General features: G+C 67.9%; 16 protein-coding genes. 12 read left to right on the top strand and 4 right to left on the bottom strand.

Translation table 11 applies throughout. From position 1 onward, the window contains the following. The first annotated feature begins 9 nt into the window (after nucleotides 1–9). The 8 genes from QNM97_RS17590 (at nucleotide 10) to QNM97_RS17555 (ending at nucleotide 11,226) form a co-directional block, all read left to right on the top strand. Nucleotides 10–906 (top strand): HpcH/HpaI aldolase/citrate lyase family protein, encoded by an 897-nt coding sequence (locus QNM97_RS17590; protein ID WP_283819605.1) that lies wholly within the window; start codon nucleotides 10–12, stop codon nucleotides 904–906. 31 nt (nucleotides 907–937) lie between these two features. Then, nucleotides 938–2,614 (top strand): AMP-binding protein, encoded by a 1,677-nt coding sequence (locus QNM97_RS17585; RefSeq protein WP_283819604.1) that lies wholly within the window; start codon nucleotides 938–940, stop codon nucleotides 2,612–2,614. Beyond that, on the top strand, nucleotides 2,611–4,614 hold the full coding sequence (locus QNM97_RS17580) for an acetoacetate--CoA ligase (RefSeq protein ID WP_283819603.1): 2,004 nt from the start codon (nucleotides 2,611–2,613) through the stop codon (nucleotides 4,612–4,614). Before QNM97_RS17585 ends, QNM97_RS17580 begins: the two co-directional genes overlap by 4 nt. A gap of 371 nt (nucleotides 4,615–4,985) precedes the next feature. Continuing rightward, nucleotides 4,986–6,230 carry a DUF5336 domain-containing protein gene (locus QNM97_RS17575; RefSeq protein ID WP_283819602.1) on the top strand — a complete coding sequence of 415 codons (1,245 nt, stop codon included), beginning with the start codon at nucleotides 4,986–4,988 and terminating at the stop codon, nucleotides 6,228–6,230. Between the two features lie 151 nt (nucleotides 6,231–6,381). Further along, the gene (locus QNM97_RS17570; protein ID WP_283819601.1) at nucleotides 6,382–8,034 is read left to right on the top strand and encodes a cell division protein PerM; all 1,653 of its coding nucleotides are present in this window, start codon (nucleotides 6,382–6,384) and stop codon (nucleotides 8,032–8,034) included. A 151-nt stretch (nucleotides 8,035–8,185) separates the two neighbouring features. Next, nucleotides 8,186–8,767 carry a phosphoribosylglycinamide formyltransferase gene (gene purN / locus QNM97_RS17565; RefSeq protein ID WP_283823240.1) on the top strand — a complete coding sequence of 194 codons (582 nt, stop codon included), beginning with the start codon at nucleotides 8,186–8,188 and terminating at the stop codon, nucleotides 8,765–8,767. Beyond that, on the top strand, nucleotides 8,764–10,368 hold the full coding sequence (gene purH / locus QNM97_RS17560) for a bifunctional phosphoribosylaminoimidazolecarboxamide formyltransferase/IMP cyclohydrolase (RefSeq protein ID WP_283819600.1): 1,605 nt from the start codon (nucleotides 8,764–8,766) through the stop codon (nucleotides 10,366–10,368). Before purN ends, purH begins: the two co-directional genes overlap by 4 nt. Before the next feature lie 111 nt (nucleotides 10,369–10,479). Further along, the gene (locus QNM97_RS17555) at nucleotides 10,480–11,226 is read left to right on the top strand and encodes a sulfite exporter TauE/SafE family protein (protein ID WP_014359154.1); all 747 of its coding nucleotides are present in this window, start codon (nucleotides 10,480–10,482) and stop codon (nucleotides 11,224–11,226) included. A 45-nt stretch (nucleotides 11,227–11,271) separates the two neighbouring features. Here the strand turns inward: QNM97_RS17555 and QNM97_RS17550 are convergent, their stop codons facing one another. From QNM97_RS17550 to QNM97_RS17540, 3 genes are read right to left on the bottom strand one after another with little or no spacing between them, the layout of a single operon-like run. Then, nucleotides 11,272–14,019: a fumarate reductase/succinate dehydrogenase flavoprotein subunit gene (locus QNM97_RS17550; protein WP_283819599.1), complete on the bottom strand. Its 2,748-nt coding sequence runs from the start codon at nucleotides 14,017–14,019 to the stop codon at nucleotides 11,272–11,274. A 55-nt stretch (nucleotides 14,020–14,074) separates the two neighbouring features. Then, nucleotides 14,075–14,317, bottom strand: coding sequence for a 4Fe-4S dicluster domain-containing protein (locus tag QNM97_RS17545; RefSeq protein ID WP_502874932.1), 243 nt, complete (start codon nucleotides 14,315–14,317; stop codon nucleotides 14,075–14,077). Continuing rightward, entirely contained in the window at nucleotides 14,314–15,075 is a 762-nt protein-coding gene (locus tag QNM97_RS17540) for a GntR family transcriptional regulator (protein WP_283819598.1), read from the bottom strand. Before QNM97_RS17540 ends, QNM97_RS17545 begins: the two co-directional genes overlap by 4 nt. 357 nt (nucleotides 15,076–15,432) lie before the next feature. On the opposite strand from QNM97_RS17540, the gene QNM97_RS17535 reads away from it, so the two are divergent. The 4 genes from QNM97_RS17535 to QNM97_RS17520 all read left to right on the top strand — a co-directional run bounded on the left by QNM97_RS17535 (nucleotide 15,433) and on the right by QNM97_RS17520 (nucleotide 19,396). Next, entirely contained in the window at nucleotides 15,433–16,299 is an 867-nt protein-coding gene (locus tag QNM97_RS17535) for an ABC transporter permease (RefSeq protein ID WP_026920304.1), read from the top strand. 6 nt (nucleotides 16,300–16,305) lie between these two features. Further along, entirely contained in the window at nucleotides 16,306–17,364 is a 1,059-nt protein-coding gene (locus QNM97_RS17530) for a taurine ABC transporter substrate-binding protein (RefSeq protein ID WP_283819597.1), read from the top strand. Next, a complete protein-coding gene (locus QNM97_RS17525; RefSeq protein WP_283819596.1) occupies nucleotides 17,345–18,196 on the top strand; it encodes an ABC transporter ATP-binding protein in 852 nt (283 codons plus the stop codon). The genes QNM97_RS17530 and QNM97_RS17525 overlap by 20 nt, the downstream gene beginning before the upstream one ends. Nucleotides 18,197–18,454: 258 nt before the next feature. Further along, nucleotides 18,455–19,396: a TauD/TfdA dioxygenase family protein gene (locus QNM97_RS17520; RefSeq protein WP_283819595.1), complete on the top strand. Its 942-nt coding sequence runs from the start codon at nucleotides 18,455–18,457 to the stop codon at nucleotides 19,394–19,396. On the opposite strand, the gene QNM97_RS17515 is transcribed toward QNM97_RS17520, so the two are convergent. Continuing rightward, entirely contained in the window at nucleotides 19,393–19,902 is a 510-nt protein-coding gene (locus QNM97_RS17515; RefSeq protein WP_283819594.1) for a hypothetical protein, read from the bottom strand. The two genes, QNM97_RS17520 and QNM97_RS17515, sit on opposite strands and share 4 nt — an antisense overlap. Nucleotides 19,903–20,106: the final 204 nt, after the last annotated feature.

Genomic DNA, 20,106 nt, shown 5'->3' with positions numbered 1-20,106 from the left:
AAGGAGATCATGACCTTGCCAGTGGCGGAATCGTTCGGAAATGCATGGGCGCCCGCAGGACCTGCGATGCTGTTCTGTCCTGCGGATCGACCCGAGCGCTACCAGAAGGCCGCTGACCGTGCCGATGTGGTCATTCTCGATCTCGAGGACGCCGTCGCCCCGGAGAATCGGGTCGCCGCACGGGAGGCGCTGATCGCCCACCCGCTCGACCCCGATCGGACCGTGGTGCGGATCAATCCGGCCGGCACCGGTGACTACCGGCGCGACCTCGCCGCGCTCGCGGACACCAACTACCGGGTCGTCATGCAGGCCAAGGCGGAGACGGCGGAGTCGATCACCGAGACCGCGTTGCAGACCATCGCACTGGTCGAGACCCCGACCGGGGTGGTGCGCGTCAACGACATCGCGGCCAGCGTCAACTGCATCGGACTGATGTGGGGCGCCGAGGATCTCGTCGCCGGGCTCGGCGGCAAGTCCAGCCGATTCGGCCCGGACGAGCCGCGCTCGGGTACCTATCGCGATGTGGCGCGTTACGCGCGTTCGGCGGTGCGACTCGCGGCGGCGGCCAACGGCAAGTTCGCCGTCGATTCCGTGCACATCGACTTCCGCGATATCGACGGGCTTCGTGACGAGGTGACCGACGCCGTCGCACTCGGATACGCCGCCACCGCCTGCATCCATCCTTCCCAGGTCGACATCATCCGCGCCGGCTACTCGCCGAGCGACGCGGAAGTGCAGTGGGCGCGACGGGTGATCGACGGAGCCGCCGAATTCGGTGGCGGCGTGTTCAGCATCGACGGACAGATGATCGACGGCCCGGTGTTCCGCCAGGCCGAGGCCGTCCTCTCGCGTGCGGCCGCCTCGGAGATGTCGAGCACCGAGAGTTCCCCCGCACCGACCACGTAAGTTCCCGCCACATCGGAGGAAAGTGATCACCATGACCGAATCGGCTTCCACGCGAGACGACTCCGAGCGCAGCTTCGCCCGGGGCGACGCTGCGCCGCCGCTGCTGACCGAGACGATCGGGGCGACGCTGGCGCGCATCACCGAACTCCACGGTGACCGGATGGCCCTCATCGACGCCCCGACCGGCGCCCAGTGGACCTACGCCGAGTTCCGCCGCGACGTCCTCGCGCTCGCCGCCGGACTGTGCAGACTCGGAGTCGCCGCAGGAGATCGGGTCGGCCTGTGGTCGCCCAACCGGGCCGAATGGGTGCTGACCCAGTATGCGACGGCCGAGATCGGTGCGATCCTGGTCAACCTCAATCCCGCATATCGCCAGCACGAGATCGAGTACGCGCTCACGCAATCGGGCACCAGTGTGGTGGTGGCAGCCGAACGGTACAAGGACTCCGACTACGCGGGCATGCTCGCCGCCGCTCGTCCGGCCGCGCCCGACCTGCGCGAGGTCGTGCTGTTCGAGAGTTCGCAGTGGGCCGAGCTCACCGCGCCACCCACCGCGGACGAACTCTCCGCGGTTGCCGATCGGGCCGCCGGGCTCACCGCCGATGACCCGATCAACATCCAGTACACCTCGGGGACAACGGGATTCCCGAAAGGTGCGACGCTCTCGCACCGCAACATCGGCAACAACGGGTACCTGGTGGGCGAGCTCCTCGACTACAGTGCCGACGACCGGATCTGCATTCCGGTGCCGTTCTATCACTGCTTCGGCATGGTGATGGGCAATCTGGCTGCCACCAGTCATGGTGCGACCATGGTGATCCCGTCGCCGACCTTCGATCCCGAAGCCGCCCTGCGCGCCGTCGCCGAGTACCGGTGCACGAGCCTTTACGGCGTGCCGACGATGTTCATCGCCGAACTCGCCCTGCTCGATTCGGGTGCCGAATTCGATCTGTCGACGCTGCGTACCGGCATCATGGCGGGCTCGCCGTGTCCGGAACACGTCATGCGCCAGGTGGTCGACCGTATGCACATGGGGCAGGTGTCGATCTGCTACGGCATGACCGAGACCTCACCGGTGTCGACACAGACCCGCATGGACGATCCGCTGGAACTGCGGGTCGGCACCGTCGGTCGGGTTGGTCCGCATCTGGAGATCAAGGTGATCGACCCGCTCACCGGAGAGACGTTGCGACGCGGCGAGACCGGTGAATTCTGCACTCGCGGTTACAGCGTGATGAGTGGCTACTGGAATCAGCCGGACAAGTCGGCCGAGGTACTCATCCCCGAACCGACCGATCCGCAGGGCTCACCGTGGATGCGGACCGGTGATCTCGCGGTGATGGATCCCAACGGATACGTCCGGATCACCGGGCGCATCAAGGACATGGTGATCCGCGGTGGGGAGAACATCTACCCCCGCGAGATCGAGGAATTCCTCTACACCCACCCCGACATCCTCGATGCGCAGGTGATCGGTGTCCCCGACGAGAAGTACGGAGAGGAGCTCATGGCGTGGATTCAGCTGCGTGACGGCGCATCCGAACTCTCCGCCGACGACGTCCGCGAGTTCGCGACCGGCAAGATCGCCCGCCACAAGATCCCGCGTTTCGTCCACGTGGTCAAGGAGTTCCCGATGACGGTGACCGGCAAGGTCCGCAAGGTCCAGATGCGCGAGGAGTCCATCGAGATCCTCGGAACGCTGCGATGACCGATGGCGTCGGGTCGGTGATCACCACCGACAAGCGTTCGCAGATGGCTCGATTCGTCGACGCGGTCTCACGGCAACACGGCATCGACGTGTCCGGCTATCCGGCGTTGTGGGCGTGGTCGACGAGCGAGCCGGCCGCGTTCTGGCGGTCGTTGTGGGAGTTCTTCGAGCTCTCCGAGATCGCCGGGCCGCTCGCGGCCGGTGATGCCGCGGTGCTGGCCTCGGCCGACATGCCCGGCGCGCGTTGGTTTTCCGAGATTCGGCTGAACTACGTCGATCAGGTGTTGCGGCACGCCCGCGCGGTCGAGACCGGAGCGGCCGCCGATCGTGCAGCTGTCGTCGGTATCGGCGAGAGTGGTGACCGGACGGCGATCGCATGGTCGGAGCTACCGCAGATGGTCGGGGCGCTGGCGGCGACCCTGACCGATCTCGGGGTCGGCGCCGGCGATGTGGTGGCCGCGTACCTGCCCGACGTCCCCGAGGCGGTCATCGCGTTCCTCGCGACCGCGTCGCTCGGTGCGATCTGGTCGGGGTGCGGGCAGGATTACGCCCCCGAGGGGGCGTCGGCCCGGCTCGGGCAGTTGCATCCCAAGGTGTTGTTCTCCGCCGACGGATATCGCTACAACGGCAAGGACATCGACAAGACCGCCGACAGTGCCGAGCTCGCCGCAGCGCTGCCCGAGCTCACCGGGCACATCGTGGTCGGCGGAACCGACCACCGCCCGGAATCGGGTCCGCGGGTTCTGTCCTACGCGAGCGCCATCAGCGGTGCGGCCACTGCGAAGCCGGTGCCGGTGGCGTTCGATCATCCGCTGTGGGTGTTGTTCAGTTCCGGTACCACCGGTCGGCCCAAGGGCATCGTGCACGGCCACGGCGGGGTCGTCGTCGAACATCTCAAAGCTGCTGCGCTTCATGCCGATCTCGACGAGTCCGACGTGTTCTTCTGGCAGACGGCGCTGAGCTGGATGATGTGGAACTTCCAGGTTGCCGGTCTGCTGTGCGGCTCGACGATCGTCTGCTACAGCGGTTCTCCGCTGTACCCCGACGCAGATCGGTTGTGGCAGATCGTCGCCGCGGAGAAGGTGACCTACTTCGGTACCAGCCCCGGACAGCTGCAGGCCTCCCGCAAGGCCGGGCTCGTGCCCGGGCGCGATCATGATCTGTCGGCACTGCGGACCATCGGTAGCACGGGGTCGTCGCTGGCCGGCGACCTGTTCGAGTGGATCGACGACAATGTGGCACACGGACTCCCGGTGTCCTCGATCAGTGGTGGCACCGATGTGGTGACCGCCTTCGCCGGCGGCTCGGTCGGCGAACCGGTGGTTCCGGGGGAATTGTCGGTCCGCTATCTCGGTGTCGCGCTGCAGAGTTGGGCACCGGACTGCACCCCGGTGATCGACGAGGTGGGCGAGATGGTGATCACCACCCCGATGCCGTCGATGCCGGTCGGATTCTGGAACGACCCCGACGGATCTCGTTATCGTGCCGCCTATTTCGAGCACGAATGGAGCTCGGTCGGGCCGACGACGCCGGTCTGGCGACACGGCGACTGGGTGACCGTCACCGACCGGGGATCGCTGATCATCCACGGCCGCAGCGACGCCACGTTGAACCGACACGGCATCCGGATGGGATCTGCCGACATCTACGAGGTGGTCGAGAGCATCGACGAGATCGCCGAGGCGTTCGTCCTGGGCGTCGACGGCCCCGACGGCGCGTACTGGATGCCGCTGTTCGTCACCCTCGTCCCCGGAGCCGAACTCGACGACGACCTGCGCACTCGGGTGGTCAGCGAGATCCGGTCCCGGCTCTCGCCACGCCACGTGCCCGACGAGCTCATCGTCGCCCCGGCCATTCCGCACACCCGCACCGGCAAGAAACTCGAGGTGCCGGTCACCTCGGTCCTCGCCGGCCGGTCGGTCGACATCGATCCACGATCGGTCGACGACTACTCGCTGATCGCCTGGTACGAAGAGCATGGAGCGACACACGCCTGGTGACTGGTGTTGGTCGGTGGTTCCGGACCGTCGATTCCGTTTGGGTCGGTGGTCAAGCTTTCGGTAGCGGTGGTTCCTTTGGATCGGTGGTCGAGGTGCGAGGAGCGAAAGCGACGAGCCTCGAGACCCCTTGCGCCACAGCTGGTTTCGACCCACAGCCCGCATTGCGCAACCCCGACTGAACCCCGCCGACCCCGTCATTCATCCAACCGACAACCGGCCGTCCGGCACCTCGGCGTCATCCACAACCGGGCGTGGGACCCTGTGGCGTGTCCGCGCGATGTATTAGCGTGGTCGGGAGAGTGCGCTCGGGGTGCGACAACTGTGCGCGCCGGGGGAGAAGCGACATAAACCGTATTCGGTAGGAGAATCTCATGAGCTACCAGCCAGGAAGCGGCTACGGGCAGCAGCCCGAGTCCGGACAGACCCAGGGCCAGGGTGCGGGCTATTCGCAGCCCGGCGAGGCATCCTCGCCGCAGGGCTACCCGCAGCAGTCGACCTACGGTCAGGGCTACGGACAGGCTTCCGGCCAGCAGGGTTACGGTCAGCCGAGCTACGGCCAGCAGGGCTACGGTGACCAGTCCGCTTATGGTCAGCAGGGGTATGGCCAGCAGTCCGGGTACGGCCAACAGGGCTACGGATCGGGCTACGGCCAGCAGGACTACGGGCAACAGGGCTACGGGCAACAGAACTACGGCCAGCAGGGGTATGGCCAGGGCTACGGCCAGCCCGCCGCACCCAAGCAGCCGTTCGCCGGCGTTCCGCCGATCGTGGCACCCGTCCTCGCGGCCACCATCGGTGTGCTCGGCGTCGTGCTGCTGTTCTGCGGGTTCGCGGCCGGGTACACCATCGAGGGAAACGTGGTCAACGACACGCAGAAGCTCTTCGCTTCTGATCTCAGTGCCGCATACGTCTTGGTCGTGGCGACCGGATTCCTCGCGTTCACCGGGCTGATCAAGTCCTACCGGGTGGCTCCGCTCGTCGCGGCCGGTGCGACCGCGGGCGTGCTGCTCACCATCATCATGTATGCCGGTGCCGATCTCGACGAGTCCAGCAACTACTCGCTCGGCCACGGTGCCGGCGCAATCATCCTGCTGGTGCTCTCGATCCTGATCTTCCTGCTCGCCGTCGGTTGGTTGCTCCTCGATCTCGGGGTCGTCAAGACCGCTGCCGCTCCCGAGATCGGTACCGCGGCGCAGGCCACCGACCCCGCGGCCGCCTCGGCGCAGGCTGCCACCGCCTATGGCTACGGCGCCTCCACTCCGGGCGTCACCTCGCAGGCGCAGGGCGCCGCCTCTGCGCCGGGTGCGACTGCGGTGATCCCGGGTGCGACCCAGGCCACGACCGCCTACCCGACCGCGGGCACCGCATCGTCGGGTGCCCCGGCCACCACCGCGCAGCCGTCCACTGCTCAACCGTCGGGCGCCCAGCCGACCGCTGCGCCGAGCTATGACCCGTCGTCGTATGCCGGATACGGGCAAGGCGCGCACGCCGCTCCGTCGGCCGGCGCGGCTCCCGGGGCGACCGCGGCGATTCCGCAGGCCGGATCCGAGGCCGTCTCCGGATCGGAGAGCACCTCGATCTTCCAGAAGCCGGAGCCCCCGCAGGCCAACAGCTGACTTCAGCAATCTCGTGCAGACGTAGCAGAACGTTCGCCCTGAGCGTGACCTTCTGCTGCGTCTGCACGCAGAGCGTGCGTTTGATCGCTTTCTGACTCCACTGCGGCGCGTCTGCGACACCTCACACGCCCCACGTGCCACGCTCGAACCAATGCCCACGCTGAGAACAGTTGCCTCCGCCGACAACCTCGCGACCCGACTTCGCGACGCTCGGCAGGCCCGTCGCGCCCATCATGACCGACCCGAACGTGGCCCGCGCGAGCTGATCCTGATCGCTTTCGCCGTACCGGTCATCACGATCCTCGTCACCCTGGTCATCGTGTTCGCGGTGCTGATGATGGCCGGCAGCGGACTGTCGGGAATCGGAACGGCCGTCGCCACCTGTTGGCTCGCCATCAATCAGGTCCCCGTCAGCATCGCCGGGGTGAGTATCGGCATACTCCCGCTGCTGCCGACCCTGCTCGTCGCCGGCGGAACCGCAGCGGTGGTGGCGTCGAGTTGCGGGTCCCGTCACACACTCTCCGAGTACGTCGCTGTCGGCGCGTCGGCCGTCGCCGGTGCGCTGCTCATGACGGCCATCGCACTCGCCGTCGTCATGGACGGTTCGTCGGTGCTGCCCATCCAGAGCCCCAACGCGCTCGAGGCGTTCGGCCTCACCCTCGTCGTCCAGGGCCTCGCCGCCACCGCGGGGGTGGTGCTGGGCCGAAGTGAGCTGGTCACCAGCCGCCTGAGCGCCGCGGACCGGCGCGGCATCCGCTACGGATTCGTCGCCGTGCTCGCGCTGTTCGCCGCGGGTGGCCTGCTGATCCTGCTGCGGCTGATCCTGCGATTCGACGCGCTGCGCGACCTCGTCTCCGGCGGCTACGACTTCGACGGCTACCTGGGACTCACGCTGCTATCGGTGCTGTATCTGCCCAATCTGATCATCGGAGCGGCCGCCGTCCTCGTCGGGTCCGAGGCGCACGTCGGCGCAGCGTCCGTCGACCTCTTCGCCGCCCGCGGCGGATCGGTGCCCGCTCTGCCTGCACTGGCCGTCCTGCCCGACCACACGGTGTGGTGGGCGGTGTGGGGTCTGCTCGTTCCGCTCGCGATCGCCGGCGTCGTGGCCTGGCGCTGCCGCACCGCCGACCCACTGCGGTACGCGCGCTCCATCGGCATGGCTGCCGCGGTCGCCGCGACAACCATGGTGGTGTTCGGCTGGCTGGCCGGCGGCACCCTCGGGGAGATCGGCGCCGCGGGTATCACGCTGGTCACCGCCGGTGTGTACACGCTGGGGTGGATCGGGCTGTCGGGACTCGTGATCGGCCTCCTCCTCAACTTCCTGCCATCGCTGCGGTCCCGGACATCGGCAGCATCAGGCACCGAGGCCGACGACTGGCTCGACGCCGTCGACGCAGACGATGACGACGCGGCAGACGACTACATCGATGATTATCTGGCCGAGGACGATCCGGCCGACGGCATCGATGACGGCTATGCCGACGAGGACACAGGCGACGCCGACGAGGACGTTGACGACGCCTACGTCGATGACGGTTACGCCGAGGACGACTACGTGGACGGCGACCTCGATGGTGGTGACGCCGAATACGACGGCGACGACGCAACCGGCGCCTATGACACAGCCGACGCCGATGATGCAGCGGGCACCGACCCCGCAGCCAACGGCGACGACACCGACGCGACGCCCACAGCACGCCCGCGCCGGGCCGGGGCGGCCCGGCGCGACCCCGACGACGTCGATGATCCCGAGGACGCCTGGACGTTCGACCGGTCCGATGCCGTGACCCGTACCAAACGCTGACCGTCGCTTCCGGCGTGGGTTTGCGACGTGACCGAACGCGGTGGCAGTTGCCGCCCCGACGCCGTCGGTCGGTGACCGGCCCACTAGGCTCGCACGTGTGACTGGCGCTCTCTCCGACACTCCGACCGCCGATCGTGTGGCGATCGTCGTGATGGCGTCGGGGACCGGATCGCTGCTCGAGGCCTTGCTCTCCCGCGCCGCAGAACCGGGCGCGCCGTTCGTCGTCGCGGCCATCGCGGTCGACCGGGAGTGTCGAGCCGGCGAGATCGCGGCGCGTGAGGGCATTCCGCTCGTCATGTGCAGGATGGCCGGGTATGCCGACCGTGGGGAGTGGGATGCGGCGCTGACCGCGCAGGTCGCCGAATTCTCCCCGGAGTGGATCGTGACCGCCGGATTCATGAAAATCCTTGGTGCCCAATTCCTTCGACGCTTCGGGGGGCGGATCGTGAACTCGCATCCCGCGCTGCTGCCGGCATTTCCCGGTGCGCACGGCGTCGCCGACGCCCTCGACTACGGAGTCAAGGTCACCGGCACGACGGTGCACCTGGTCGACGAGGGCGTCGACACCGGTCCTGTGCTCGCCCAGGTCCCGGTTGTCGTCGAGGACGGCGACACCACGGATTCCCTGCACGCACGTATCAAATCGGTGGAGCGCGTGCTGCTCGCCGACGTGGTGACGGATCTCGTCACCCGAGGAGTTGTCATCGACGGACGAAAGGCCCACATTCCGTGAACGCACCCAGCACCGACGTCTCCCGCCGCCCCATTCGCCGGGCTCTGGTGAGCGTCTACGACAAGAGCGGGCTGGCGGAGCTGGCGACCGCGCTTCACGGCGCCGGCGTGGAGATCGTGTCCACCGGGTCGACCGCGAAGACCATCGCCGCACAAGGCGTCCCGGTGATCGAGGTGTCGGAGGTGACCGGTTTTCCCGAGTGCCTCGACGGCCGGGTCAAGACGCTGCACCCCAAGGTGCACGCCGGTATCCTCGCCGACACCCGTAAACCCTCGCACGTCGATCAGTTGACCGAATTGGGCGTTGCGGCTTTCGATCTCGTCGTGGTGAACCTCTACCCGTTCACCGATACCGTCGCCTCCGGGGCGGGCCCGGACGAGTGCATCGAGCAGATCGACATCGGCGGTCCGTCGATGGTGCGTGGTGCGGCCAAGAACCATCCCAGCGTGGCCGTCGTCGTCGACCCCTACGACTACGACGCCGTGCGCGCTGCCGTGGCCGACGGCGGCTTCTCGTTGCGGCAGCGACAAGAACTGGCAGCCAAGGCTTTCCGGCACACCGCCGACTACGACGTGGCGGTGGCCTCGTGGATGTCGAGCGTGGTGGCCCCGCCCGCGTCGACCGCTCAGGGTGAACACGAGCCCACCGGAACCGGATTTCCCGAGTGGGCCGGTGCCACATGGAGGCGTTCGGCGGTGCTGCGGTACGGCGAGAATCCCCATCAGGCCGCGGCTCTGTACCTGTCGACCGCCGATCACGAGGGTCTGGCGTCGTCAGAACAGCTGCACGGCAAGGAGATGAGCTACAACAACTACACCGACTCGGATGCGGCTTGGCGCAGTGCGCACGACTTCGACGCTCCGGCCGTGGCGATCATCAAGCACGCCAACCCCTGTGGCATCGCGGTCGGCGCCGACATCGGCGAAGCGCACCGTAAGGCCCACGCCTGCGACCCGGTCAGCGCCTACGGCGGCGTGATCGCCGCCAACCGCGAGATCACCGTCGAGATGGCCGAACAGGTCGCCGAGATCTTCACCGAGGTGCTCATCGCCCCGGGATTCGCTGACGGCGCGTTGTCGGTGTTGCAGCGCAAGAAGAACATTCGCATCCTGCGCGCCGTCCCGCCCAAGCACGGCGGAATCGAGACGCGGCCCATCTCCGGTGGTCTGCTGATGCAGGACCGCGACATCCTCGACGCCGCCGGCGACAACCCGGCCGCCTGGACGCTGGCGGCCGGCGCCCCGGCCGACGAGGACACCCTGCGCGATCTCGAATTCGCCTGGCGCGCGTGCCGTTCGGTGAAGTCCAACGCGATCCTGCTGGCCAAGGACGGCGCCTCGGTGGGCGTGGGCATGGGTCAGGTCAACCGGGTGGATTCGGCGCACCTCGCCGTCACCCGCGCCGGCGAGCGGGCAGCCGGCAGCGCAGCCGCCTCCGATGCGTTCTTCCCGTTCCCCGACGGCCTGCAGGTCCTCATCGCCGGTGGCGTGAGTGCCGTGGTGCAGCCGGGGGGATCGATCCGCGACAACGAGGTCATCGAGGCCGCCAACGAGGCCGGCATCACCTTGTACCTGACCGGTGCACGGCATTTCGCGCACTGACATGACGCCCGGTCGGCGCCAGATCTCGTCGACCGGGCGCAGTTTTTCGTCGACCGTGCGCTCTATCGCGTCGATCGGGCGCTTCATCTCGTCGACCGTGCGCAGCGACCGATGAGCATCCTCGACTATCTCCTGCTCGTCGTCGCCGGATTCGGGGCGGGCCTCATCGGCTACGTCACCGGCCTGGCGTCCGTGGTCAGCTATCCGGCACTCCTGGCGGTGGGCCTGCCGCCGATCGCGGCGAATGTCACCAACACCGTCGCACTGGTGTCGGTCGGGATCGGCAGCCTCGGTCAGTCCGGGCGCATCCTGCTCGACGGTGACCGCCGACGCCTCGTCGGCGGGGGAGTGGCCGCGCTGATCGGCGGCTCGATCGGCGCGGTCGTCCTGCTGCTCGCGCCCGCCGACAGCTTCAAGGTCACGGTGCCCTACCTCGTGGCCATCGCATCGATCGCGCTGCTCCTGCAACCCCGGCTGCGCGACCTGGCATCCCACCACGTCGACCGGCCCTGGATCTGGTATGTCGGTCTGGCGGTCGTTTCGATCTACGGCGGCTACTTCGGTGCCGGCGCCGGAATCATGCTGCTGGCACTGGCACTCATCTTCACCAGCGAATCACTCTGGCGGGCAACGCTGTTGAAATCTCTGTTCCTCGGGATCGCCAACCTCGTGGCGGCACTACTGTTCGCCGTGTCGGGTCCGGTGCACTGGACGGCGGCGCTGGCCATGGCGATCGGTTGCCTCGCCGGTGGCTGGTGTGGGCCGCCGACCGTCAAACGGCTGCCGGCGGCGCCGTTGCGGATCGCCGTCGGTATCGCCGGACTCGGCCTGGCGGTGTGGCTGGGCGTCGACGGATAGTCTCGCCGGCGCGCGGGTGGCACACCGCCTCGACGTGGGCACGCCTCACACTCCAGCCGTACTGGCGCGAACCGTACTGGAACGAACCGTACTGCGACGCACCGCCGCCCGGACATCGGCGTCCGAATCCTCGGCGGCACGTTGGAGAATCGTCCGCACGTCGGGGTCGTCGGCCCAGAGCGACAGGGTCAGGGCCGCGGCTCTGCGGACGTCGTGATGCACGTCGTCGAGCGCGCCGGACAACGCCGCAACGGTCGACTCGGTACGTGCCGCGGCCAATCCGCGCGCGGCGCCGACACGGACTTGCCAGGCGCTGTCGCGCAACGCCTTAACCAGCTGCGGCCCGTCGATGTCGGCGTCGCCGAGGTGTGCCATCGCGGCCAGCGCGGCGGCGCGCACCAGCGGATCGCGGTCGCCCGCCAGGATGCGGATGGCTTCGACGCCAACCCCGCTGCCGCCGACCCCGATGGTGGCCAGCCCCCCGGCGACCGCGATACGGACCTCTCGGTTGTCGTCGACGACCAGGTCGGCAATGGGGGCGGCAGCGTCCAGCGACACGAGGGCGCCGATCGCCTCGATCCGGACGCGATGGTCGGCGTCGGACAGAGCGCGGGTGAACAGGTCGCGATCACCGGAACGCAACGCGCGCAACAGGTCGACGACGGTGGCGCGCACCACGGGATCCGACGAGCCGACGTGTTCGCGCAGCGCGCCGAGCAATTCCGGGGTGGGCTCGAGGATCTCGACGAGCTCACGCAGTCCGTGCGCGGCGGCGGCGCGGACGTCGGTCGACGCGTCGGCGAGCGCCGCGACGAGCGCGGTGTCGAACGCCTCGGGCGTGGTCTCGCCGAGCACCGAGATCGCCGTACGGCGCACGGTCGCGTCGTCATCGTCGAGGTAGGTGTCGAGGTCGGCGGCGTGCGCGGGGGACAGGGCCAGGAGTTGAACGATGCGCGGTGAGACCGCCGACGCCCGCGGCGATTCCGGCACCGGTGGACGCACCGGGCTCTCGACTCCCCGATATCCCGGTCCGCTGACGATCGGGGGCTCCTCGATGGCGATCACCGACCGGTCCGTCGGCGGAATGTGGTCGAGGCCCTCGACCCCGACGAGGTAGGGCTCGACGGGGCGGCCCACGAACTCCATTGTGCCGTCGGCCGATTTGCGGAGATTGAGGTGATAACGCCACGTGTCGTCGCGGCGGTCGGGCAGGTCGGCGCGTTGGTGATAGAGGCCCCAACGACTTTCGGTGCGCGTGAGGGAACTGCGGGCCGCGAACTCGGCACAGTCACGGATGAACGTCACCTCGGCACACCGCATCAGCTCGTGCGGCGTGCGCGCACCCATCTGCTCGATGTCGGCGCGCATGCGCTCGAAGGTCTCGATGGCGATGCCCAGTTTGTTCGACGTCTTCGGCGGCGCCACATAGTCGTTGACGAAGCGTCGGAGCTTGTACTCGACCTGGGGTTGCGGTGGCCCGTCGGGGTTGCGCAACGGGCGGTAGATCAGTTCGTGGGCTGCGGCGAGCTGGTCGGACGGCAGGTCGGCAGGCATCGGCAGCTCCCGTGCGGTCTCGGTGGCATGCGTGCCGGTGAGTTCGCCGTAGACGAAGGCGCCGATCATGTAGTTGTGCGGCACGCACGCCAGGTCACCGGCCGCGTACAAGCCGTCGACGGTGGTGCGACCGTTCTCGTCGACCCACACCCCCGACGCCGAATGACCACTGCACAAACCGATCTCGGAGATGTGCATCTCGATGTCGTGGGTGCGGTAGTCGTGTCCGCGATTGCGGTGAAAGGTACCGCGGGTGGGGCGTTCGGTGGTGTGCAGGATCGATTCGAGGGCGCCGAGGGTCTCCTCCGGCAGGTGACTGACCTTGAGGTAGATGGGGCCACGCGCCGAGTCGATCTCGTTGCTCACCTCCGCCATCATCTCGCCCGACCAGTAGTCGGAGTCGACGAAGCGCTCGCCGGCGGCGTTGACCTGGTAGCCGCCGAACGGGTTGGCCACGTACGCACACGCCGGTCCGTTGTAATCCTTGATCAGTGGATTGATCTGGAAGCACTCGATGCCGCTGAGCTCGGCTCCGGCATGGTAGGCCATCGAGTAGCCGTCACCGGCGTTGGTCGGATTCTCGTACGTGCCATACAGATAGCCGGAGGCGGGAAGGCCGAGCCGACCGCACGGTCCGGTCGCGAGGATCACGGTCTTGGCCGCGATCTCCACGAATTCGCCGGTGCGCGTGTGCAATGCCGCGGCGCCCACGGCCCGTCCGTCGTCGGTGAGCACGCGTACCGGCATCAACCGGTTCTCGATCGTGATCCGTTCGCGCATCTCACGTTTGCGCAGCACCCGGTAGAGAGCCTTCTTGACGTCCTTGCCCTCCGGCATCGGCAACACATACGACCCGGAGCGGTGCACCCGCCGCACCGCGTACTCGCCGTACTCGTCCTTCTCGAATTTCACCCCGTAGCGCTCGAGGCGTCCGATCATCGCGAAACCCCTTGTGGCCGTCTGATAGACGGTCTTCTGATTGACGATGCCGTCATTGGCGCGGGTGATCTCGGCGACGTAGTCCTCCGGTGTCGCCTTGCCGGGGATGACGGCGTTGTTGACGCCGTCCATCCCCATCGCGAGGGCACCGGAATGACGGACATGTGCCTTGTCGAGCAGCAGCACCGACGCGCCGTGCTCCGCGGCGGTCAACGCCGCCATGGTTCCGGCGGTGCCACCGCCGATCACCAACACGTCGCAGTCGCGCCGGGTGCGATCGGCGAGGTCGGGAATCTCCATGGGCTCCATCGGTTCTCCGGGTGTCGAGGATGATGCGGGCGAGTGCACGCGGCGCTCAGCGCAGCAGATACGGCATGTTGACGGTGACCGCTCCGGTGGGACACCGCACGGCACACGGCCCGCAGTACCAGCATTCGTCGACGTGCATGTACGCCTTGCCCGAGTCGGGATTGATCGCGAGCGAGTCGAGGGGGCAGACCTCCACACACAGGGTGCAGCCCTCGATGCACAGGGATTCGTCGATGGTGACCGGCACGTCGGCGCGGAAGGTGACCTGACTTATGGGAGTTGGGCTCATGGGAGTTGCTCGTTTCGGTAGGCGGTGCTGCGCAGAACGACCCGGTCACTGCGCAGGCGGATGTACTCGAGATCGACGGGCCGGTCGTCGGCGGCGAGGTGGGTGAGTCGTTCGAGGCGAAGAAGCGAACTCCCCGAGGCGATTTCGAGATGTGCGGCCGAGTGGGGGTCGGCGTCGACGGCCTCGACGGTCATGTCGGCGCGGCCGAGCCGGCCCCTGGCGACCTCCTCGAGCACGGTGAAGACGTCCTGGGATTCGAGGTCGTGGTCGAGCACGGCGATCCCGAGATCGGGTACCAGGTAGGTGATGTCGAGGCTGATCGGCTCGTCGTCGAGGTATCGCAGACGCTCGATGTAGACGGCCTGGGCGTCGTCGAGACGCAGGCGGCGCGCGACGAGCCGCGGCGGATCGACGAGTGTGGCGATCTTGACGACGTTGCGGACCGCGCCGTGTCGGCGGAAGGTCTCCTGCAGGCCCAGCAGGGCGTCGAGGCCGTGATCGAGTTTGCGCGCCACGACGTGTGTTCCGACCCGAGGCGACCGCCGGATCAGTCCTTCGTCGGTGAGCGCGGCGAGTGCCTCGCGGATGGTGTTGCGGGAGACGTTGAACTCGTCGATCAGTGCGCGCTCATCGAGCGCCTCACCGATGGCGCCGTCATGGATGGCTCGCCGCAGGACGTCGGCGACGACGCGGGCGTTGTCGGCGCGGACGCGACCGGGTGGCGCCGGGCGTCGGGACGGCAGGGGTTCGGACTGCATGAGTACAGACGATAACCGCTGTTCAGAGGGCCCCGGGAGGCCAGGGACGTGCCGTGGGCCGGGTGTTCGGAATGCGCCACCGCGGTGGTCGTTGCCGGCGGGTTCACCTGCGTTGTCGGTGTTTCGGACCGCCATTGCGCCACCGTCGAGGGCAATGTGGGGTTGCACTCACCGCGCGCCGAATCTCCGTAGCAGGCGAGGTTCGCCATCTGTGCACGGAGGTAATGCGGCACTTCAGAATCGGCATCTCGGCGGGGATTAGAATACGGCGCCGGTTGTCGGACAATTCGCTCGGCACTTCCCCTCAGCGTGAGGGAATCTCTCGCCCGGCCCCCGGGCGGCGATTACACAATGCTGATGACCTTGTTCGTGGACATCACCCCGCAGGAGCAGGGCGGGGAACCCGAGATCGGGCGACGCGCCGGACGATCTCGTTGGAAAGCGGTGGGGCTGCACGTCGGCCTGCCGCTGTTGTCGTTGGTCCTGTTCCTGGTGCTGTGGCAGATCGTCGCGGTCAGTGGCGTGTGGAGCGAGGTGTTCGTGCCCCGGCTCGGTACCGTGTGGCACGCCTTCGTCGAGATGTCGACGACCCACGACGGGGCCATCGGCTACGCCGGTTATTACTGGTGGGAGCACCTTTACATGACCCTGCGGCGGGTCGTTGTCGGTGTGATCATCGGCGTGGGAGTCGGCGTCGTACTCGGGCTGGTGATGGGCTCGGTGCCGGTGATCCGGCGAGTTCTGGAGCCGTGGCTGACGTTCTTGCGCGCGCTACCCCCGCTGGCGTACTTCTTCCTCCTCGTCATCTGGCTGGGAATCGACGAGGCACCCAAGATCACGTTGCTGGCCCTGGCGGCACTGCCGCCGGCGGCCGTTGCCACGACCGCGGCGGTCGGCGCGGCGCCGGTGGCGCTCGTCGAGGCGGCTCGTGCGCTCGGGGCCTCGCGCCGTGAGGTGTTGCGCGACGTCATCATCCCGGCAGCCCTTCCCGAAACCTTCACCGGCATAAGGCTCTCGGTCGGCATCGCTTACTCGTCGGTGGTGGCCGCGGAGCTGTTCAACGGCATCCCGGGCATCGGTGGAGTCGTCAAGGACGCAAGCAATTACAACAACACTCCCGTGGTGCTCGTCGGTATCGCCCTGATCGGATTCTCCGGTCTGGTCATCGACGGTGTCCTGCGGGTCATCGAGCACCGCGCGGTGCCCTGGCGTGGAAAGGCCTGACCACACATGACATCTGATCGTCGACGACCGCTGCGCGCGGCGTCCGCACTCCTGGCGACATTCGTCGCCGCGCTGCTGGCGGTGGCCGGTTGCTCGGTCGACCGTTCCGGTCAGGACTCCGACAAGCCCACCATTCGTATTGCCTACCAGTCGTTCCCGAGTGGCGACCTGATCGTCAAGAACAACCACTGGCTCGAGGACGCCCTGCCGAACTACAACATCAAGTGGACCAAGTTCGACTCCGGCGCCGACATCAACACCGCGTTCATCGCCAAGCAGATCGACTTCGGCGCCATCGGGTCCAGCCCGGTCGCACGAGGACTCTCGGGACCACTGAACATCCCGTATCAGGTGGCGTTCGTCCTCGACGTCGCCGGCGACAACGAGGCCCTCGTGGCCCGCAACGGCACCGGCATCAACACCGTCGCCGACCTGCGCGGAAAGCGGGTGGCCACGGCGTTCGCCTCGACGGCGCACTACAGTCTGCTCGCGGCACTCGCGCAGGCCGGGGTGAACCCCGCCGACGTCGACATCATCGACCTGCAGCCGCAGGCATCGTTGGCCGCGTGGCAGCGCGGTGACGTCGACGCCGTCTACACCTGGCTCCCCACGCTCGACGAACTCCGCACGACCGGCAAGACACTCATCGCCAGCCGGCAACTGGCCACCGCCGGAAAGCCGACCCTCGACCTCGGTGTCGTGGCGACCCAATTCGCCAAGGACAATCCCTCGGTTGTCGACACCTGGCGCAAGGTGCAGGCCCGCGCCCTGGCGCTGATTCACGACGATCCGCAGGCGGCAGCCAAGGCCGTTGCGGCGCAGCTGGGTACCACGCCCACCGACGCCGCCAACCAACTCAAGCAGGGAACCTTCCTGACCGCTGCCGAGCTGACCTCACCGACCTGGCTGGGCGTCGACGGACAACCGGGCAATCTCGCCGAGAACCTGCACAGCGCAGCGGAATTCCTCGCCGCGCAACAGCAGATCCCGAGCGCTCCGCCGTTGTCGACCTTCCAGCAGGCCATCTACACGAAGGGGCTACCCGGTGTCCTCTCCGCGCAATGACGCCGTCGTCGAACACAGCCCTGTGGTGTCGGTTCCGGATTCGGAGTCGTCGGCGGCGATCGCACTGAGCAAGGTGGTGCAGACCTATGGCAGCAAGGCCGACCGGGTCACGGCGGTGGGGCCGGTTGATCTGCGCGTCGATCCGGGTGAGTTCCTCGTTCTGGTCGGCGCCTCGGGGTGCGGCAAGTCGACCCTGCTGAGGTTGATCGCCGGATTCGAGACCCCGACCTCCGGCCGGGTCACGGTGGCCGGGGACTCTCCGACTCCCGGGGTCGGCGCCGGGGTGGTGTTCCAGCAACCGCGGCTGTTCCCGTGGCGCACGGTCGGTGGCAACGTCGACCTCGCGCTGCGATATGCCGGAGTACCGAAGGCGCAGCGCAGAACCCGACGCGACGAACTGCTGCGTCGGGTCGGCCTGGGGGACACCGCAGATCGGCGGATCTGGGAGATCTCCGGAGGACAACAGCAGCGGGTCGCGATCGCCCGCGCGCTGGCCGGGGAGTCGTCGTTGCTGTTGCTCGACGAGCCGTTCGCCGCCCTCGACGCTCTCACCCGCGAAACGCTGCAGGAGGACCTGCGGTCGGTGAGCGCCGACCTCGGCCGGACCAACGTCTTCGTCACCCACAGCGCCGACGAGGCGGCCTTCCTCGGTTCGCGCATCGTGGTTCTGACAGCGCGGCCGGGTCGGGTGGCCCTCGACATCACCTCGCCGATCCCGCGACACGGTGTCAGCCCCGAGGAGATCCGCGATTCCCCGGAGTACACGGTGTTACGCGCGCAGGTCGCCGCGGCGGTCAAGGAGGCCGCGGTGGCCGGGGCCGCGCCGGCGTGACCGACCGGGCGGCCGGTGCCGGGGTGATCGAGCGATGCGCGCTGGTACTCGAGGCTGTACTCGCCGAGGTTGTACTCACCGTGCGGCAAACCCTGGGGGAGCGGGTCGTCGGCGACTACACAGGTCACATGACCGGAACCGCCACCGCCCGCCTCGTCGGCCACTCGATGAGCTTCTCGGACGGTTCGCACCATGGTTCCCCGCCGGTGGTACTCGGACCCCGCATCTCACACCACGATCCGAGTAGGAACACCACCGATGACCATCTCCACTTCCGGCCCCGCCACGCCTGAGCACGCTCTGACCACTCCCGTACTGTCCACGCCCGTCCCGACCGGTACCGTCGCCTCCGGCGTCGAATTCGACATCGACGAGTTCGGTCCTCATTTCGGGGCCGAGATCCGCGGTGTCGACGTCGCGTCGGCCACCGACGACGAGGTCCGCGCCATCCGCGCCGCCCTCATCGATTACAAGGTGATCGTGCTGCGCGGTCAGGACCTCGACGACGCCGCACACATCGAATTCGGCCGGCGCCTCGGCGACCTCACCACCGGGCATCCCGTCTGGAACAGCGGTGACGTGCCCGCCGAGGTCTACTCGCTCGACAGCACCGACAACGGTTTCGCCGACGTCTGGCACACCGACGTCACCTTCATGCCGTGTCCGCCCATGGGATCGATCCTGCGCCCGGTGGTGTTGCCGCGCAACGGCGGTGACACCAACTGGGCCGACGCCGAGCTGGCCTACCGGTCGTTGTCGGAGCCGATCCGCGAACTCGTCGACAAGCTGTCGGCGGTCCACGACGGCAGCCGTGAGTTCGGCTACTACCTCAAGCAGCGGCGTGGTGGACGCGGAAATGTCTGGGACGGAAAGGAAGTCACCGACCTTCCGCCCGTGACCCACCCGGTGGTGCGCGTGCACCCCGAGACCGGGCGCAAGTCGCTGTTCGTCAACCCCGGCTTCACCTCACATATCGAGGGCGTCTCCGATGCCGAGAGCCGCGGCATCCTCGACCTGCTCTACGCGCACCTGACCAAGCCCGAACACATCGTCCGCCACCGGTGGCGCCTGGGTGATCTGGTCCTCTGGGACAACCGGAACACCCTGCACTACGCCAACCGTGACTATGGCGACAATCGCCGTGTGATGCACCGCATCACGCTGCGCGGTGACGAGCCGATCGGGCCGCGAGCGAGCTAGCCGCTGGTCCTGATCGTTCCTTCGAACGCGAACGGCGTTGCGGCCGGTGCACATCCGTGGAAGCTGCCGGTGGGCATCGGGCCGTTGACGCCGACCATCGACTGCCCTCCGTTGACGCCCTTGCGCACCGAAATCTGGATCGCAGCAGCATCTTTCACCGCGGGCGGAAGCCCGAAGGGACGGATGTCGCTGATCGGATAGATCAGCGAGGCGGCGTTGCCGTCGACGCTGATACAGGTCACCGGACCGCGGACCTGGATCGGGGTGGGATTCATACCGTCGAGCAGGGTCGCGGTGTAGGTGCCGGTGGTTGCGCCTGCGGCGCGCGATCCCTGGGCGTCGATCCGTAGGACCCGAATCGTCGGCGTCAGGTGCAGGTCGCCCTGGATCGACAATGACGCGGGTGCCGCCGGGGTATCGGCGAGTGCGGGTGCGCCGACCGCGAGGGTGGCCGCCAACGCCATGGCCGATGCCAGCGGCACGCGGGTTCTTGCTGTGGTCTTCATGATGATGCCCTCTCACTCCTTGGTGCGTCTCACCTCTGCCGCGGCGCCTGCTTCACCTCGTACCCCCTGACCCCGACGGTGCGCCGGCGTTGCTGTGTGGACGCTGAAACCCGAGGTCGACGCCGTCGCGGCGCACGCAGCGGTGCGCAGACCCGGGCCGATATTCAACCGATGGGTTGACAACGGCTGCGGAGGGGAGCATGC

This window comes from Gordonia sp. L191, assembly GCF_030077625.1.
In the GTDB taxonomy this organism is placed as follows: domain Bacteria; phylum Actinomycetota; class Actinomycetes; order Mycobacteriales; family Mycobacteriaceae; genus Gordonia; species Gordonia polyisoprenivorans_A.
This window is presented reverse-complemented; position numbering and strand designations above follow the sequence as displayed.

Bases quoted from the DNA above. Each gene is read 5' to 3' on its own strand.
- QNM97_RS17545 (WP_502874932.1), bottom strand. From the start codon at position 14,317: ATGAGCCCAACTCCCATAAGTCAGGTCACCTTCCGCGCCGACGTGCCG.
- QNM97_RS17585 (WP_283819604.1), top strand. From the start codon at position 938: ATGACCGAATCGGCTTCCACGCGAGACGACTCCGAGCGCAGCTTCGCC.
- purN (WP_283823240.1), top strand. From the start codon at position 8,186: ATGGCGTCGGGGACCGGATCGCTGCTCGAGGCCTTGCTCTCCCGCGCC.
- QNM97_RS17530 (WP_283819597.1), top strand. From the start codon at position 16,306: ATGACATCTGATCGTCGACGACCGCTGCGCGCGGCGTCCGCACTCCTG.
- QNM97_RS17580 (WP_283819603.1), top strand. From the start codon at position 2,611: ATGACCGATGGCGTCGGGTCGGTGATCACCACCGACAAGCGTTCGCAG.
- QNM97_RS17550 (WP_283819599.1), bottom strand. From the start codon at position 14,019: ATGGAGATTCCCGACCTCGCCGATCGCACCCGGCGCGACTGCGACGTG.
- QNM97_RS17590 (WP_283819605.1), top strand. From the start codon at position 10: ATGACCTTGCCAGTGGCGGAATCGTTCGGAAATGCATGGGCGCCCGCA.
- QNM97_RS17515 (WP_283819594.1), bottom strand. From the start codon at position 19,902: ATGAAGACCACAGCAAGAACCCGCGTGCCGCTGGCATCGGCCATGGCG.
- QNM97_RS17575 (WP_283819602.1), top strand. From the start codon at position 4,986: ATGAGCTACCAGCCAGGAAGCGGCTACGGGCAGCAGCCCGAGTCCGGA.
- QNM97_RS17555 (WP_014359154.1), top strand. From the start codon at position 10,480: ATGAGCATCCTCGACTATCTCCTGCTCGTCGTCGCCGGATTCGGGGCG.
- QNM97_RS17540 (WP_283819598.1), bottom strand. From the start codon at position 15,075: ATGCAGTCCGAACCCCTGCCGTCCCGACGCCCGGCGCCACCCGGTCGC.
- QNM97_RS17570 (WP_283819601.1), top strand. From the start codon at position 6,382: ATGCCCACGCTGAGAACAGTTGCCTCCGCCGACAACCTCGCGACCCGA.
- QNM97_RS17520 (WP_283819595.1), top strand. From the start codon at position 18,455: ATGACCATCTCCACTTCCGGCCCCGCCACGCCTGAGCACGCTCTGACC.
- QNM97_RS17535 (WP_026920304.1), top strand. From the start codon at position 15,433: ATGACCTTGTTCGTGGACATCACCCCGCAGGAGCAGGGCGGGGAACCC.